This window comes from Lonepinella koalarum, from assembly GCF_004565475.1.
GTDB lineage: Bacteria > Pseudomonadota > Gammaproteobacteria > Enterobacterales > Pasteurellaceae > Lonepinella > Lonepinella koalarum.
Map to the genome: position 1 here is coordinate 287,685 of NZ_SRHX01000002.1, position 15,367 is coordinate 303,051.

The 15,367-nt window shown below is 38.9% G+C and carries 12 protein-coding genes; 5 read left to right on the forward strand and 7 right to left on the reverse strand.

What is annotated here, in order from left to right; genetic code table 11:
* Positions 1 to 32: 32 nt before the first annotated feature.
* The gene (locus E0709_RS04055) at positions 33 to 1,223 is read right to left on the reverse strand and encodes a ribosomal protein uL16 3-hydroxylase (RefSeq protein ID WP_132301312.1); all 1,191 of its coding nucleotides are present in this window, start codon (positions 1,221 to 1,223) and stop codon (positions 33 to 35) included.
* A 303-nt stretch (positions 1,224 to 1,526) separates the two neighbouring features.
* On the opposite strand from E0709_RS04055, the gene bioA reads away from it, so the two are divergent.
* Both bioA and bioD read left to right on the forward strand, forming a co-directional pair.
* Entirely contained in the window at positions 1,527 to 2,840 is a 1,314-nt protein-coding gene (gene bioA / locus E0709_RS04060) for an adenosylmethionine--8-amino-7-oxononanoate transaminase (RefSeq protein WP_132301310.1), read from the forward strand.
* A gap of 143 nt (positions 2,841 to 2,983) precedes the next feature.
* Positions 2,984 to 3,625 (forward strand): dethiobiotin synthase, encoded by a 642-nt coding sequence (gene bioD, locus E0709_RS04065; protein WP_132301308.1) that lies wholly within the window; start codon positions 2,984 to 2,986, stop codon positions 3,623 to 3,625.
* A 155-nt stretch (positions 3,626 to 3,780) separates the two neighbouring features.
* Here bioD and E0709_RS04070 read toward each other — a convergent pair whose 3' ends face one another.
* The 4 genes from E0709_RS04070 to E0709_RS04085 form a co-directional block, all read right to left on the reverse strand.
* Positions 3,781 to 4,293: a transposase gene (locus tag E0709_RS04070; protein ID WP_132301306.1), complete on the reverse strand. Its 513-nt coding sequence runs from the start codon at positions 4,291 to 4,293 to the stop codon at positions 3,781 to 3,783.
* 578 nt (positions 4,294 to 4,871) lie between these two features.
* Complete coding sequence (locus E0709_RS04075; protein WP_132301304.1) at positions 4,872 to 5,231, reverse strand: RnfH family protein; 360 nt, start codon at positions 5,229 to 5,231, stop codon at positions 4,872 to 4,874.
* Positions 5,228 to 8,119: a bifunctional [glutamate--ammonia ligase]-adenylyl-L-tyrosine phosphorylase/[glutamate--ammonia-ligase] adenylyltransferase gene (gene glnE, locus E0709_RS04080; RefSeq protein ID WP_132301302.1), complete on the reverse strand. Its 2,892-nt coding sequence runs from the start codon at positions 8,117 to 8,119 to the stop codon at positions 5,228 to 5,230. The genes E0709_RS04075 and glnE overlap by 4 nt, the downstream gene beginning before the upstream one ends.
* Before the next feature lie 118 nt (positions 8,120 to 8,237).
* Entirely contained in the window at positions 8,238 to 8,558 is a 321-nt protein-coding gene (locus E0709_RS04085) for a DUF5339 domain-containing protein (RefSeq protein ID WP_132301300.1), read from the reverse strand.
* 512 nt (positions 8,559 to 9,070) lie between these two features.
* Here E0709_RS04085 and E0709_RS04090 point away from each other — a divergent pair.
* Positions 9,071 to 10,633, forward strand: a complete 1,563-nt coding sequence (locus tag E0709_RS04090) for a cytochrome ubiquinol oxidase subunit I (protein WP_132301298.1) — start codon at positions 9,071 to 9,073, stop codon at positions 10,631 to 10,633.
* 14 nt (positions 10,634 to 10,647) lie between these two features.
* Positions 10,648 to 11,784: a cytochrome d ubiquinol oxidase subunit II gene (gene cydB / locus E0709_RS04095; RefSeq protein WP_132301296.1), complete on the forward strand. Its 1,137-nt coding sequence runs from the start codon at positions 10,648 to 10,650 to the stop codon at positions 11,782 to 11,784.
* Positions 11,785 to 12,060: 276 nt separating this feature from the next.
* Here the strand turns inward: cydB and cmoA are convergent, their stop codons facing one another.
* Positions 12,061 to 12,786 carry a carboxy-S-adenosyl-L-methionine synthase CmoA gene (gene cmoA / locus E0709_RS04105; RefSeq protein WP_132301292.1) on the reverse strand — a complete coding sequence of 242 codons (726 nt, stop codon included), beginning with the start codon at positions 12,784 to 12,786 and terminating at the stop codon, positions 12,061 to 12,063.
* Between the two features lie 70 nt (positions 12,787 to 12,856).
* A complete protein-coding gene (locus E0709_RS04110) occupies positions 12,857 to 13,372 on the reverse strand; it encodes an isoprenylcysteine carboxyl methyltransferase family protein (RefSeq protein ID WP_132301290.1) in 516 nt (171 codons plus the stop codon).
* Positions 13,373 to 13,595: 223 nt separating this feature from the next.
* On the opposite strand from E0709_RS04110, the gene aspS reads away from it, so the two are divergent.
* The gene (aspS, locus tag E0709_RS04115; protein WP_132301288.1) at positions 13,596 to 15,362 is read left to right on the forward strand and encodes an aspartate--tRNA ligase; all 1,767 of its coding nucleotides are present in this window, start codon (positions 13,596 to 13,598) and stop codon (positions 15,360 to 15,362) included.
* Positions 15,363 to 15,367 lie beyond the last annotated feature (5 nt).

The window sequence follows — 15,367 nt, forward strand, 5'->3', positions numbered from 1 at the left end:
ATCTACTATGACTAAAATATCCAGCTATACGCTTATCTAAGCACTACCCAACCATCATCTACCCAATTACAAATACTATCTAACAGCAAATCCATATCAATATCTTCATCTACCAACTGTTGAATAGCAGACAAGTCAAGACTTTCGCCGTCAGAAAGTGCTTTCAGTATTGATTTTTCCAACGGATTTAACTCATCTAACCATTCACCATTGGCGTAAATTTCAAGTTCTGGTTGTTCTAGATAAGCCAGTTTACAATTATTATCTTGTGTCAGTACTACACTTTCATTTTGCAATAAATCCAAAATTTCATCTGGATCCGCCATATCATCAGACACCAACATTTCATAACGGCGTGACGTGACGGTTTGAGCCAGTGCCTGTTGGAATAAACGATCAAATTCTAGCGACTGGGTGAATTTTTCAATGAATTGTGCTTTTATGGCTTGAATTTCAGGCTGTCCAAGTTTACCCGTAGATTGTGGCATTTGAGCTAAACGTAACGGCAATAAAAACGCGGACAAATCAATATCAGGATTGTTATGGCAAAAGCCTTTGTTCACATTGTCTAAAATATCGCTTAAATTGGGGTAACGTAAGCCGAAAGAAAAAGTTAAACAATCGCTTTCTGCTACGCCAAAATGTGACATTCTGGCTGGCACATAAAGAATATCGCCGGGGTTCATCACTTCATCAATCACCAACTCGCCCATATCATCAAAAATACGGATCGGCTGATTGGGCTTAAATTCGGTACTCGGATTGCACCATTTCCCCAATTGCCAACGGCGCTGCCCGTAACCTTGCACCAGAAACACATCATATTCATCATAATGTTTCCCTACTGATCCACCTTTTGGGGCGTAAGATACCATAATATCGTCCCGTTGCCATTGGGGAATAAAGCCAAAGGCATTCCAAAGATCACCGAGTTCCGTTGACCATTGTTCTAAATTTTGCACTAGCACTGACCAGCGTGCAGGCAAATTGTCAAAATCCTGTTCTGAAAGCGGACTAAAACTCACTTTCCAATCATCATCGGCATAAGTTTTCACCAGCCGTGCCGTGGCATCTTCATTTTGTGCCAATTCAATAATATCATCTGGCTCAAATTGCCCCACAATTTGTGGCAAGCCATTACGAATAATTAACGGTTTTTTCTGCCAATAATCCCGTAGGAAAATCTCGGGCGTGATGTCTTTTGGTAAGCAATAGTTAGTCATTTTGTCTTTCCTTAATTTTATGTTAGTTAAGAATGTTACTTTTTTTAGACTGGGCTTGCAACAGGCTGGTTATAAAATTGGAAATTATTCAACAATCACAATCAGAGACTATATAAATTAATACTTAAATTTAACTAAATCCTCTGCTTTTTAGTTGTTTTATGCATTGGGCTATTTACATTCGTAAAATACAGTGTTTCGTAAAAGTTGTTATTGGGTCAAAATTTGTAGTGCGATTGCCCTGAAGAAAATGGTAATATTCTCATTATGTTATGTAAAGCTAACAACATTTGTAAATTAAATATGATAGAAAATGAATTACTTGCTATTGATCATCAACATATTTGGCATCCTTATGCGACTATTTATAGTGATATGCCAATGTATGCGGTAGAAAAGGCGAACGGTGTGATGATTCAATTAAAAAATGGCAAACAATTAATTGATGGCATGTCTTCTTGGTGGGCAGCATTGCACGGTTATAATCACCCGCAACTCAATCAGGTGGCACAAGCACAATTAGCGAAAATGAGCCATATTATGTTTGGTGGATTTACGCACGATGCGGCGGGCGAACTTACGCAACGTTTATTAAAAATTTTACCCAAAAATCCCAATTATCCTGCGTTAGATAAGATTTTCTTTGCGGATAGTGGCTCAGTAGCGGTGGAAGTCGCCATGAAAATGGCGGTGCAATATCAACATGCTAAGGGTGAGAAAACTCGCCATAAATTTGCGACTATTCGTTCAGGTTATCATGGCGACACTTGGCATGCGATGTCTGTTTGTGATCCCGTTACGGGGATGCATGGCTTATTTGCGAACAGTTTGCCATTGCAGTATTTTCTGCCACAACCTAAAACGGCTTTTAATGAGATTTGGGATGAAACGGATATTCAACCTTTAGCGGATTTATTGTCTGAAAAGCATAGTGAAATTGCGGGCTTAATTTTAGAACCCGTGGTACAAGGCGCAGGAGGGATGTATTTTTATTCGCCGACTTATTTAGAGCGTGCCCGTGAATTGTGTGATCAATATGGCGTTGTGCTGATTTTTGATGAGATTGCGACAGGTTTTGGACGAACAGGTAAGTTATTCGCGACCGAATATACGCAGATTTTACCCGATATTATTTGTTTAGGCAAAGCACTCACAGGCGGCTACTTGACTTTATCGGCAACCATTACGACAGAACATATCGCGCAAACCATTTGCCAAGGTGAAGCCCGTTGTTTTATGCACGGTCCAACCTTTATGGCAAATCCTTTGGCTTGTGCTATTGCGAGTGCTTCAATCGATCTCTTGTTAGCCAATGATTGGCAGACAAAGATTCAGCAAATTGAGCAGCAATTATCTCGTGAACTGGCTCCAGCGGCTGATTTTGCTAGTGTTCAACAAGTCCGAGTATTAGGTGCGATAGGAGTGATTGAAATGAAACAGCCTGTTGATTTGGCTAAATTACAGCCTAAATTGGTCGAAAAAGGCATTTGGGTGCGTCCTTTTGGTCGCTTGGTTTACATTATGCCGCCTTTTATTATCAGTTCATCACAGCTATCCCAATTAACCAGTGCATTATTAGATACACTCAGAGAAATTTATCATGAATCCGGCCATTAGTGATATTGAACCATACTTTGATAATCAGTTACAGTAACAAGCATTTTGTGAATCTTATCAGCAATATTTTAGTTTAGAAAACGGCGAAGTGAAATTAAGCTATCAGCCGATTTTATGATTAGTGATGAAAAAAGGAAATAAAAATGACCGCTAAAATTTTATTTGTCACAGGCATTGATACCGATGTGGGTAAAACTATCGCAACGGGTTGGTATGCTAAAAAATTAGCAGCGCAAGGTTTTCGAGTTATTACGCAAAAAATGATTCAAACAGGTTGTGAAAAAATCGCAGATGATATTGTGCAACATCGAAAAATCCAAGGTATTGATTTAACTGAAGATGATTTGGTTGGTACGACTTGCCCCTACTTATTTGCTTATCCTTGCTCCCCTCACTTGGCGGCTGAATTAGAAAATTGTCAAATTTCTACCGCACTTATTCAGCAAGCCACCGAAAAATTGGCACAAAAATATGATTATGTGTTGTTAGAAGGCGCGGGTGGGTTATGTGTACCTTATAATCAAAGCGAGACAACATTGGATTATATTCAGCAACAAAATTATCCGCTGTTATTAGTGACATCAGGTAAACTAGGCAGTATTAATCATACTTTATTAAATTTAATGGTGTGTCGGCAATATCATATTCAGTTGCAAGGGCTTATTTATAATCGTTATCCGCTCGGCGATGAAATGATTAATCGAGAAACAGAACGTTATTTACAGCAATATTTACAACAGCATTTTCCTACGGCAACCTTTGAAGTGTTGGATAAAATGGTTTAAGACGAATCGATGAACAACCAACAAAACGGCGTAATTTTATCCCCATTATGGAAGATGAAATTCGGGAAAGTGTCAGCTACTATTGGATCATTTAACAGCGGATAAACGGCGTAGTTTGCTGGTATTTTTGGATAGTTTTGCTTAGACGGGGATTTTTATCGTTCAATGTAAAAACAATCTTTTTTCCAGAATATAGGATTACAGATGATGTATTCTTCAATTTGGTTATAGGATTGTTCATTTCTGATGATATGCTCATGATAATTCCGCTGCCATACGGAATAGCCTAGTCCAATTTTACTGCTAACGCTGGATTTATAACCACGGATGATTGAACCTAGATTATTTTTAGGGCTATTAAATCGTGGTTTGATCATATCATCAAATTCTGATAATTCATTGATAAAATTTAATATGCCGTGCATATGGTTAGGCATAATGATAAACTCACCAATTTCAATACCTTTCCTTTTATTGACTGTATTTAACCATTCTTGCTGTGCAATTTTTCCATTTTCATTGAGTATCATTTCGCCATTAATGATTTTGCCAAAGATAGGTTGGTTTTCAAAACAACAAATAGTGATGAAATATGAACCAGCAGCAGCGTAATTATAATGTTGTAATCTAATGGTTTTTCGGTGATGGATATTGGGGTTGTATTGCATATTGTTCTCCGTAGTTTTTGGGCGTATGCAATACGCCCCTACGTTTTTGTGATTTCATTGTGTTTTAGGGCGTATGCAATATACGCCCTACGTTTTTGTAGTTTAATTGCGTTTTTAGGGCGTATGTAATATGTCCCTATGTTTTTATGATTTAATTGTGTTTTTTGGGCGTATGCAATACGCCCCTACGTTTTTTATGGTTTAATTGTGTTTTTGGGGTGTATGCAATATGTCCCTACGTTTTTGTAGTTTAATTGCGTTTTTGGGCGTATGCAATACACCCTTACGTTTTTTATGGTTTAATTGTGTTTTTGGGGTGTATGTAATACCGTCCCTACGTTTTTATGATTTAATTGTGTTTTTGGGGTGTATGTAATACCGTCCCTACGTTTTTATGATTTAATTGTGTTTTTGGGCGTATGCAATACGCCCCTACGTTTTTTATGGTTTAATTGTGTTTTTGGAGTGTATGCAATGTACCGTTATATTTTTGTTATTTTTACCGTTGATGTTTATGGTAATAAAATTGTAGGGGCGTATTGCATACGCCCTTTACTCGATCTTGCTATTTTCACAAATCATAAATAATGCTCATTACTATTGGCTGCTTTTGCTTCTTTCTCCAATTTCTTCTTCTCCGCTGCCTCTTTCGCCTGTTCTTCTGCCCGTTTACGGCGGATTTCTTTTGGATCGGCGAGTAAGGGGCGGTAGATTTCAATGCGGTCGCCAGCGTTGACGGGGTCGGTTAGTTTGACGGGGCGGGCGAATACGCCCACTTTGTTTTCACGCAAATCAATGTCGGTGTATTGTTGCAAAATACCGGATTGCAAAATGGCGGCTTGTACGGTGGTGCCTTTTTCTACCTGTAATTTTTTTAAAAAATAGGATTTCGGGTAGGCGTAGGCGATTTCAATTTCTATTTGTTCGGTGGTTGTCATTGTTTAAATAGTTCTTTCCAAATCTGTTGAATAAATAACCGCACTTCGCTAAATTCACTGCCATCTACAACAGTTTTCTCGCCAAGTAAATTGAGATGATGAATACGGTTACGTAAGCTAGTATAGCAATGTTTGAGCTGTTCCGCCGTTTCTAGGCTGATAACCTGAAATTCTGCCATGCGTTCAAAAATTCGTACATTATCCGACCAATAAGCTAATGCTGCATTGTTTGGAGCATTGGCTAACACCAAATATTGGGCGATAAATTCAATATCGGTAATACCACCTTGATCGGTTTTAATACTAAATTTCGCTGGATTATGATTGGCTAAATGTTGATACATTTTAGCACGCATTTCCAATACATCGGTTTTTAATTTTTGCAAATCTCTTGGGGTGGCAAGAATGTCCGTACGAATTTGCTCAAATTGTTGGCGCAGTTTCGGCTCGCCATACACGGCTCTGGTGCGCACTAAAGATTGATGTTCCCACGTCCAAGCATCGTTTTGTTGGTATTTCTTGAACGCAGCGAAAGAGTTACACAATAGACCCGCATCGCCGGACGGACGTAAGCGTAGATCCACTTCATACAATACGCCAGCACTGGTGTTCATACTGAAAATACTGACAATTTTCTGCGCAAGGCGTAAATAAAATTGGAAATTATCCACGGATTTTTTGCCGCCTTCCGTTTGCCCTTGTATGCCGTCATACAGGAATACCAAATCTAAATCGGATTTATAGCCTAATTCAATACCGCCTAATTTGCCGTAGCCCACCACGATAAAGCCTTTTTCATTGTCACTTAAATGAGCTGGACGACCAAAGCGAGCCGTCACTTGTTGCCACGCTAAATTTACCACTGCGGTGATAATGGCTTCGGCTAAATAGGTGAGATGATCGCTCACTTTCATAATTGGCAATACGCCTAAAATATCTGCTGCCGCAATGCGGAGTAAGGTGGCTTGCTTAAATTGGCGTAGGGCGTAAATAATTTGTTCTTCGTCATCAGGTGGTAAACGGAGCAAATATTGCTGTAATTCTGTTGGATATTGCTCAAAGTGCGGTGGATTTTGCAGACTTTTTTGATCGAGTAATTCATCCAGTAAAATCGGATGACGAGCCACTTGTTCGGCGATCATATTTGATTGTGAACAGAGTGTCAGTAGTTGAGTTAGTACTTGCGGATTTTCTAATAATAGTTCTAAATAAGTGGTGCGCGACAGAATTTGCTCCACAATGTTTAACATACGTGGTAACAGAGTTAAATAAGCCGAATGAGCGAAAATTTGACTAAATAATTGTGGTAATAACTGATTCAGTGTTTCTTGTCCCCGGGTGCCAATGACACGATGTTGAAGCTCGTGACGGAATTTGTGTAAGTGGTCTAAAATTTCGTCAAAATGGGATTCGGGAATTTGTTGTTCCGTCAATAATTTTTCAATTTCCGCATCACTCATTTCGAGCAAATCTTGCCAACCATTTTCATTGGATTGTGGTTTATTTTCTTTGCTATCGCCGATTAATTCATCAAAAACACACCGCACTTTTTGTTGATGTTGTTGTAAAACTGTATAAAAACTGTTCCAGTCATAAATTGGGTAGTAAATAGTTTGCGCTTGTTGAGTACTATTAAATTGTGTAAATTTTGCACAGGCAGAGACTAAGCGTTGACGATCTTCTGATACGGTTGGTAATAACTGAGTTTGTTTGTCATTAATCGCTTGTAGTACATTTTCCACACGGCGTAAAAACAAATAGGCTTGAGTTAAATCTTGTCGTTGTTGTGTCGGTAGCAGTTTTAGTCGTTCTAGCTCGGGTAATAGGTTAAGTAAAGAATGTTGTTGTAAACTAATTTCTCGTCCGCCACGAATGAGCTGAAACACTTGCACAATAAATTCTATTTCACGGATGCCTCCTGCTCCGAGCTTAATATTATCCACTAAACCACGACGACGAACTTCACGCTCAATTTTACCTTTCATTTCACGTAAAGACTGAATGACGCTAAAATCAATATAGCGGCGATAAACAAAAGGACGGAGTAGTTGGCGTAAGGCAATTATATTGGGATCTTGTGGATCGTACCCTAAAATTCGTCCTTTAATCATGGCATAGCGTTCCCAGTCTCGCCCTTGTTCTTGATAATAACTTTCCATAGCGGAAAAACTTAAAGCTAATGCACCGCTATCACCAAAAGGGCGGAGTCGCATATCTGTGCGATAGACAAAGCCGTCGGCGGTGAATTGATCTAACGCATTGACTAAACGTTGCCCCAGTCGCACGAAGAATTGTTGATTATCAATAGCTTTGCGTCCACCAACGGTCTCGCCCGACGCTGGGTAAGTGAAAATAAGATCAATATCGGAAGAAAAATTCAGCTCAAAACCACCAAGTTTACCCATACCTAAAATATAAAGCAATTGTGGGTTACCTTGAGCATCTGTGGGTGTGCCCATTTCATCACAGGCTTGTTGATAAAGCCAGTTTCTCGCACCGATAATGAGACTTTCTGCCAATTGCGAAAGGAGGATAAAAATTTGTTCCACGGTGCCTAAATTCAGGCTTTGGCAAATACTCAACAGCGCCATTTCACGGTTGCGGAATTGACGCAAAATTTGATAACACCGTTCTTGGTTATTCGTTTGATTTAATTCATGATTTAAGCGGGAGAAATATTGATTGCCATCAGGTAATTCAGGCACTTTTTCTAAACAATCTGCCAAAAACTGCGGTTGTTTTTGAAAAACATCTAATACAAAATCTGACATAGCTACCGCATAGCTTAATTCTTTAAAAACTGCGGTGTTTTTGGGGGCGTTTTTGACGGGAAAATGGGTTTGTACTAGATCTTGTAGTTTTTCTTGAGCTTGCGTCGTTATTATCATATTTCCCCCGCACTGCGTACGGGGTTACGCATGGTATTGCTACACCGTAGCTTGATAGATCGAAGAGAGATGCAGAGCATCGTTATTGATTAGCCCTACACGAGAATGCAGGGTAAAATTAATTTACATTTTCTTCCGTTGGTTTATGTAACTGGCTGAGTTTTGCTAAACCTTGATCACAACTTTTGATTTGAGTAGCAATTTCCATTTCTAGAATTTGTTTCTTGCTTTGATTCAGTTTATTTTGAATTTTGTTTAACTGAGTGTGTGTACCCGGTTGACGTTGTGCTTCGTTAAACAATTTTTCAGTTTCTTGAAAAAGTTTTTCACACTGTTCTGGTATTTTATTGCCATCAGCAGCGGAAACGGGAAAACTAGATATTAAGGCGACTGTAAGCACTAAGCATAGGCTAGCTAATTTTGTTGTTATTGTAATCATACTATGGTTGATCCTTTGATTCATTAAGTCAGCGTAGGTGTAAATTAGTACGCGATACCCACAATTGCGGTGAAAATATCAGAGATTGAGAGAAAAGTCTATCTTTTTTTCGGCAATAATTTATTTATTTTTATCTTTTATTTTTTTACGTTATTTCTACGATTTCATATGTTAAATTCTTGTTAAGAATAAATCTACTTTGCGATAGATCAATTGTATAATATCAAATAAATTTGCTATTTTTTTGATTTAGATCTAGAAATGTGATCTACATAACATTTTTCCTATTTTTTATCCGCATAAAAAGTAGTAGAATAGCTCGCGATCTTGGATTATTTTAGTGGCTTTTTTATGGTAAATGAAAGAACGTTGTTAAAATAATTGGTATAAAAGGTTGCTTTTAGTGTGAGCCGTGTGGGGATCGTTAAAAGAAAAATCGGGGTGATTACTTATTTTGTTGGTAAAGTAATCTATAAATATAATCTTGTAGCATATTTACAAGGAGTTGTGAGATGTTAGACATTGTTGAACTCTCTCGTTTGCAGTTTGCGTTAACTGCGTTATATCACTTCTTGTTTGTTCCTTTAACATTAGGGCTTTCCTTTATTCTTGTCATTATGGAAACGACTTATGTGGTAACAGGCAAAGAAGTTTATAAAGATATGACTAAATTCTGGGGTAAGTTATTTGCCATTAACTTCGCTCTTGGGGTTACCACTGGTATCACCATGGAATTCCAATTTGGTACTAACTGGTCATATTATTCTCATTATGTGGGCGATATCTTCGGTGCTCCTTTAGCTATCGAGGCATTATTAGCCTTTTTCTTAGAGTCAACCTTTGTAGGTTTATTTCTATTTGGTTGGGATCGTTTATCTAAAAAACAACACTTAATTGCTACTTATTGCGTAGCCTTTGGTTCAAACCTTTCTGCAATGTGGATTTTGGTGGCAAATGGTTGGATGCAATTTCCTACAGGATCAGAATTTAATTTTGAAACCATGCGTATGGAAATGACCAGCTTTTTAGATTTATGGTTAAACCCAGCGGCACAAAATAAATTATTACACACATTATCTGCAGGCTATGTAGCTGGGGCGATGTTTGTATTATCAATTAGTGCATTCTACATCTTAAAAGGTCGTGATCTTGCCTTTGCTAAACGTTCTTTCGTTATTGCTGCTACATTTGGTTTGATTTCAACTGCAGGTGTTATTATCATGGGTGATGAATCGGGCTATGAAGTGGGTCAAACTCAGCCAGTTAAATTAGCAGCAATGGAGGCAGATTGGGAAACCCAACCAGCACCAGCATCTTGGCATTTATTTGCAATTCCAAATCAAGCTGAACGTAAAAATGATTTTGAAATTTCTATTCCTTTTATGGGTGGTATGATTGCAACCCGTTCACTGGATGGCACTTATCCTGGTTTGAGAGAGTTAGAAGCTCGCAATATTGAACGTGTGCGTAAAGGTATTGTGGCTTATGGCTTGCTTGAAGAATTACGTGCTCAGAAAAAAACAGGTCAAGTTGACGAGGCGACTAAAGCACAATTCCTCGAAGTGCGTGATGACTTAGGTTATGGTTTATTATTAAAACGCTATACTGATAAAGTGGTTGATGCTACTGAAAGTCAAATTAGAGCCGCTGCTCAAGATACTATTCCTAATGTTGCACCAGTATTCTGGTCATTCCGTGTGATGGGTGGTGTCGCTGGTTTAATTGCCTTATTGATTTTTGGTGCCTTTGTACAAAGTTTACGCAACAAAGTTCAACAAAGTCCATGGTTGCTTAAAGGTATCTTGTGGGGATTACCATTACCTTGGATTGGCATTGAATGTGGTTGGTTCTTGGCTGAATACGGACGTCAACCTTGGGCGATCCAAGATGTATTACCTGTTGGCGTGGCAAATTCTTCGTTAACCACAGGCGATCTTTGGTTCTCCATTGGCTTACTCTGTGCCTTATATACAATATTCTTAGTAGCAGAAATGTATTTAATGTTTAAATATGGTCGGCTTGGACCAAGCGCATTAAAAACAGGTCGCTATTATTTCGAGCAATCAACTAAATAAGTAGGAGTTAGACTATGATTGATTATGAAATTCTACGCTTTATTTGGTGGATTCTAGTTCTTGTCTTGTTAATCGGTTTCTGTGTAACAGACGGTTTTGATATGGGCGTATTAACGTTATTACCTTTTGCGGGTAAGAAAGAAGTTGAAAAACGTGTCATGCTCAACACCATCGCGCCACACTGGGACGGTAACCAAGTATGGCTATTAACCGCTGGTGGTGCAATGTTTGCCGCATGGCCGATTGTTTATGCGGTATCTTTCTCTGGCTTTTATATTGCCATGATTTTAGTTTTAGCTGCATTATTTTTCCGTCCAGTAGGTTTGGAATATCGTGCTAAAATTGAAGATGCAACTTGGCGTAAAGCATGGGATATTGGTTTGTTCATTGGTGGCTTTGTGCCGTCATTAGTATTTGGTGTCGCATTTGGTAACTTATTACAAGGCGTACCATTTGAATTCAACGATATTATGCAAATCAAATATACAGGTGGATTCTTTGAATTATTAAATCCATTTGGGTTACTTTGTGGTTTAATTAGCTTATCTATGTTAACCACACAAGGTGCGACATGGTTACAAATGAAAACGACTGCAGAATTACGTAATCGTGCCAGAACTATTTCACAAGTGGGGGCATTTGCAACCTTAGTAACTTTTGTGCTTGCTGGCGTATGGTTATTATTTAAAGATGGTTTTGTAGTCACTAGCGTTGTTGATCATCACGCTGTATCTTCACCACTAGGTAAAACGGTAATACTTGAAACGGGCGCCTGGTTTAATAATTATAATGACATTCCGTTGTTATATATTTTCCCTGCATTAGCCGTGATTGGTGCGTTATTAAATATCGCAGCATCTAAAGCGAACCGTTCCGGTTTTGCATTCTTTTTCTCATCATTAACCATGTTGGGTATTATCGTAACTTGTGGTGTATCCATGTTCCCATTTGTTATGCCATCAATTACACACCCTGATATGAGTTTATTAATGTGGGATGCGACTTCAAGTCAATTAACTTTACAAATAATGTTGTTCTGTGCATTAGTATTTGTCGTGATTGCCTTGTCTTATACAATTTGGTCATACTACAAAATGTTTGGTCGAATCGATGCTAAATACATCGAAGAAAACAAAACGACAGCATACTAAGAAGGAGAATTACTATGGTATATGTAGCTTGGGTAGTTGGCGTTTTATTCGCGGTTTGGCTGAGTGTCAAAATAGTGATTAAACTTGAAAATAAAGGTTCATTTGACGAATAGTCAATGTCGATAAATAAGAAAAACGCTGAATAATTGGTTATTCGGCGTTTTTGTTTGCCCTGCACTGACGTACAGGGCTACGATTGTGACGATGCTCCGCATCTTATCTAGCATTAGCCACGGAGTGGCGTGACTATGCTTAGCCCCGTACGTTAGTGCGGGGTCACTTCACCGCTACCATCGATCCAAAATTAAAGCATTGAAACCACAGTTCAACATGGGAAAATCCGATATTTATTAACCGAACTTTATGCGTATTTACTGCATCTGGACGCATGACATTTTCAAGTGCGGTGCGTTTTTGGCTGACTTCCAGTTCGCTGTAGCCATTGGCTCGTTTAAATTGATGGTGTAGATCGATCAGTAATTCATCAATTTTTCCGTCTTCAAACCGGAATTTTTCCGATAGCACTAATACGCCGTTTGGATTTAAGCCTTGATAAATTTTTTCTAACAAGATTTGGCGATCTTCGGGAGGTAAAAATTGCAAGGTGAAATTTAAAATCACCATAGATGCATTTTCAATTTTTACATGGCGAATATCATCGCATAAAATTTCTACGGGTACATCACTATGATACGCATTAATATGCTGACGACAACGTTCCACCATCGGTTGTGAATTATCAACACCGATAATTTTGACATTCGGTTGTTGGATATTCCGCCGAGCAGAAAGAGTAGCGGCACCACGTGAACAACCGAGATCGTAAACATGGCTATTGGCGGTGACAAAACGATTTGCCAACATGCCGATTGCCGTGATGATATTGGAATAACCGGGGACGGAACGTTGGATCATATCGGGAAACACTTCTGCCACATTTTCATCAAAGGTAAAATCCCCTAGTTTTTCAATAGGGGTTGAAAAAATTGTATCTTTATTCATATAGTTGCTACGTTTAACCAAAAAAGTGCGGTTATTTTAGAAGAAGTTTTATCCCACTACAAATAAATTGTTATTTTTTTAGCAGATGTGCCATGGCGTTTTCTTCTTGTTTAATACGTATCACTAAAATAATAAGATAAATTGGTAAACCGATAAGGGCAGTAACGGATGCCTGACAAAATAAAGCTAATCCGACTAATTCAGGCACAATATTTAAGAAATAATTTGGGTGGCGGATATATTTAAACAAAAATGACCTATTGATTTTATGATTTGGCAGAATATAGATTTTAACCGTCCAAATCTCTTTTAATTCGTAAATGATGTAAAACAACATTGCAATGGCAGTGATAAGGATCATTAAACCGATGAGTGACGTTGTATTGAATACTATATGGCGGTAATTTGCTTCTATAATTGCTGAAGCATAATACAGGATATGAGCAGCAGAAAGCAAGCTAGAGTTAGCTTTACCATATTGAATGGCACCTTGAGCTATCAATGCTTTTTCATTACGAATGGAAATGGATAGGCTATAAAAACGAATAGCCAGAATAACTGTAAATATAATATTGATAAATAACATGACAATCCTTTGACTTGTATTAAATCCATAAAATAAGGTTGCACAATATAACAAAAATGAATTTGTAATGCACTAACTTTTGATCTAATATCATAAAAATGAATAGGTTAATAGCTAAATTCTATTGTGTTATTAGATTTAAATAATCTTTTTCTCCGCAGACATTTTCCGCTATAATTGACACAATTTTTTTCTCATACTTTATAGAACAAAGGATTTTAATATGATGCGAACTCATTATTGCGGAGCATTAAACCGTGAAAATATCGGACAGCAAGTAATATTAAGCGGTTGGGTGAATAAACGCCGTGATTTAGGTGGATTGATTTTTATTGATATGCGTGATGTGAAAGGCATTGTGCAAGTGTGCTTTGACCCGAAATATCCGCAAGCCTTAGAGCAAGCCGCAAGTCTGCGTAACGAATTTTGTATTCAAATCAAAGGCGAAGTGATTGCTCGCCCTGATAATCAAGTTAATAAAAATATGGCAACGGGTGAAGTGGAAATTTTGGCACACGAATTGGCGATTTACAATGCCTCTGACGTGTTGCCGTTAGATTTCAACCAAAACAACACCGAAGAACAACGCTTAAAATACCGTTATTTAGACTTACGCCGCCCTGAAATGGCGGAACGTTTAAAAACTCGTGCCAAGATTACTAGTTTTGTGCGTCGTTTTATGGATGAACACGGCTTTTTGGATATTGAAACCCCAATGCTCACCAAAGCGACACCAGAAGGGGCAAGGGATTATCTCGTGCCAAGCCGTGTGCATAAAGGCAAATTCTATGCGTTGCCACAATCACCGCAATTATTCAAACAGTTACTGATGATGTCAGGGTTTGACCGTTATTATCAAATTGTGAAATGTTTCCGTGATGAAGATTTGCGTGCTGATCGTCAACCTGAATTTACCCAAATCGATGTGGAAACCAGCTTTTTAACAGCACCAGAAGTGCGTGCCATTATGGAAGAGTTGATCCATGGTTTATGGCTTAACACCATCAATGTGGATTTAGGCAAATTCCCTGTGATGACGTGGGCTGAAGCCATGGAACGTTTCGGTTCAGACAAACCTGATTTGCGTAACCCATTAGAAATGGTCACCATTTCTGACCTTGTGCGTGAGGTGGAATTTAGCGTATTCAAAACTCCAGCCAATGACAAAGGCGGACGTGTGGCAGCAATTCGTGTACCAAACGGATCCACCATTACTCGCAAACAAATTGACGAATACACCCAATTTGTCGGCATTTATGGTGCGAAAGGCTTGGCGTGGTTAAAAGTCAATGATGTGAACGGAGGACTTGACGGCGTACAAAGCCCGATTGCCAAATTTTTATCGGAAGACGTGTTAAAAGCGATTCTTGAGAGAGTCAAAGCCGAAACAGGCGATATTATTTTCTTTGGTGCCGACAAATGGCAAACCACCACTGACGCATTGGGTGCGTTACGCTTAAAACTCGGTCGTGATCTCGGTTTAACTCGCCTAAACGAGTGGCAACCGCTATGGGTGATCGATTTCCCAATGTTTGAGCGTGATGATGAGGGCAATTTAGCCGCCATGCACCACCCATTCACCTCACCAAAAGATTTCAGCCCAGAACAGCTTGAAGCCGATCCAACCAGTGCCGTAGCAAACGCTTATGATATGGTGATCAACGGTTACGAAGTGGGCGGCGGCTCGGTACGGATTTTCGACCCGAAAATGCAACAAACTGTGTTCCGTATTTTAGGTATTAATGAACAAGATCAACGTGAAAAATTCGGCTTCTTACTCGACGCCTTAAAATTCGGCACCCCACCACACGCAGGTCTTGCGTTCGGTTTAGACCGTTTAACCATGTTATTGACAGGCACCGAAAATATCCGTGATGTGATTGCATTCCCGAAAACCACTGCAGCAGCTTGCTTGATGACGGATGCCCCTAGTTTTGCCAATCCGCAGGCGTTGGCGGAATTAGCGGTGGCTGTGGTGAAAGCAGAGTAGATTTG

Excerpts from the sequence above, each read along its gene's own strand:
- E0709_RS04055 (WP_132301312.1), bottom strand. The coding sequence starts at position 1,223 with ATGACTAACTATTGCTTACCAAAAGACATCACGCCCGAGATTTTCCTA.
- bioA (WP_132301310.1), top strand. The coding sequence starts at position 1,527 with ATGATAGAAAATGAATTACTTGCTATTGATCATCAACATATTTGGCAT.
- bioD (WP_132301308.1), top strand. The coding sequence starts at position 2,984 with ATGACCGCTAAAATTTTATTTGTCACAGGCATTGATACCGATGTGGGT.
- E0709_RS04070 (WP_132301306.1), bottom strand. The coding sequence starts at position 4,293 with ATGCAATACAACCCCAATATCCATCACCGAAAAACCATTAGATTACAA.
- E0709_RS04075 (WP_132301304.1), bottom strand. The coding sequence starts at position 5,231 with ATGACAACCACCGAACAAATAGAAATTGAAATCGCCTACGCCTACCCG.
- glnE (WP_132301302.1), bottom strand. The coding sequence starts at position 8,119 with ATGATAATAACGACGCAAGCTCAAGAAAAACTACAAGATCTAGTACAA.
- E0709_RS04085 (WP_132301300.1), bottom strand. The coding sequence starts at position 8,558 with ATGATTACAATAACAACAAAATTAGCTAGCCTATGCTTAGTGCTTACA.
- E0709_RS04090 (WP_132301298.1), top strand. The coding sequence starts at position 9,071 with ATGTTAGACATTGTTGAACTCTCTCGTTTGCAGTTTGCGTTAACTGCG.
- cydB (WP_132301296.1), top strand. The coding sequence starts at position 10,648 with ATGATTGATTATGAAATTCTACGCTTTATTTGGTGGATTCTAGTTCTT.
- cmoA (WP_132301292.1), bottom strand. The coding sequence starts at position 12,786 with ATGAATAAAGATACAATTTTTTCAACCCCTATTGAAAAACTAGGGGAT.
- E0709_RS04110 (WP_132301290.1), bottom strand. The coding sequence starts at position 13,372 with ATGTTATTTATCAATATTATATTTACAGTTATTCTGGCTATTCGTTTT.
- aspS (WP_132301288.1), top strand. The coding sequence starts at position 13,596 with ATGATGCGAACTCATTATTGCGGAGCATTAAACCGTGAAAATATCGGA.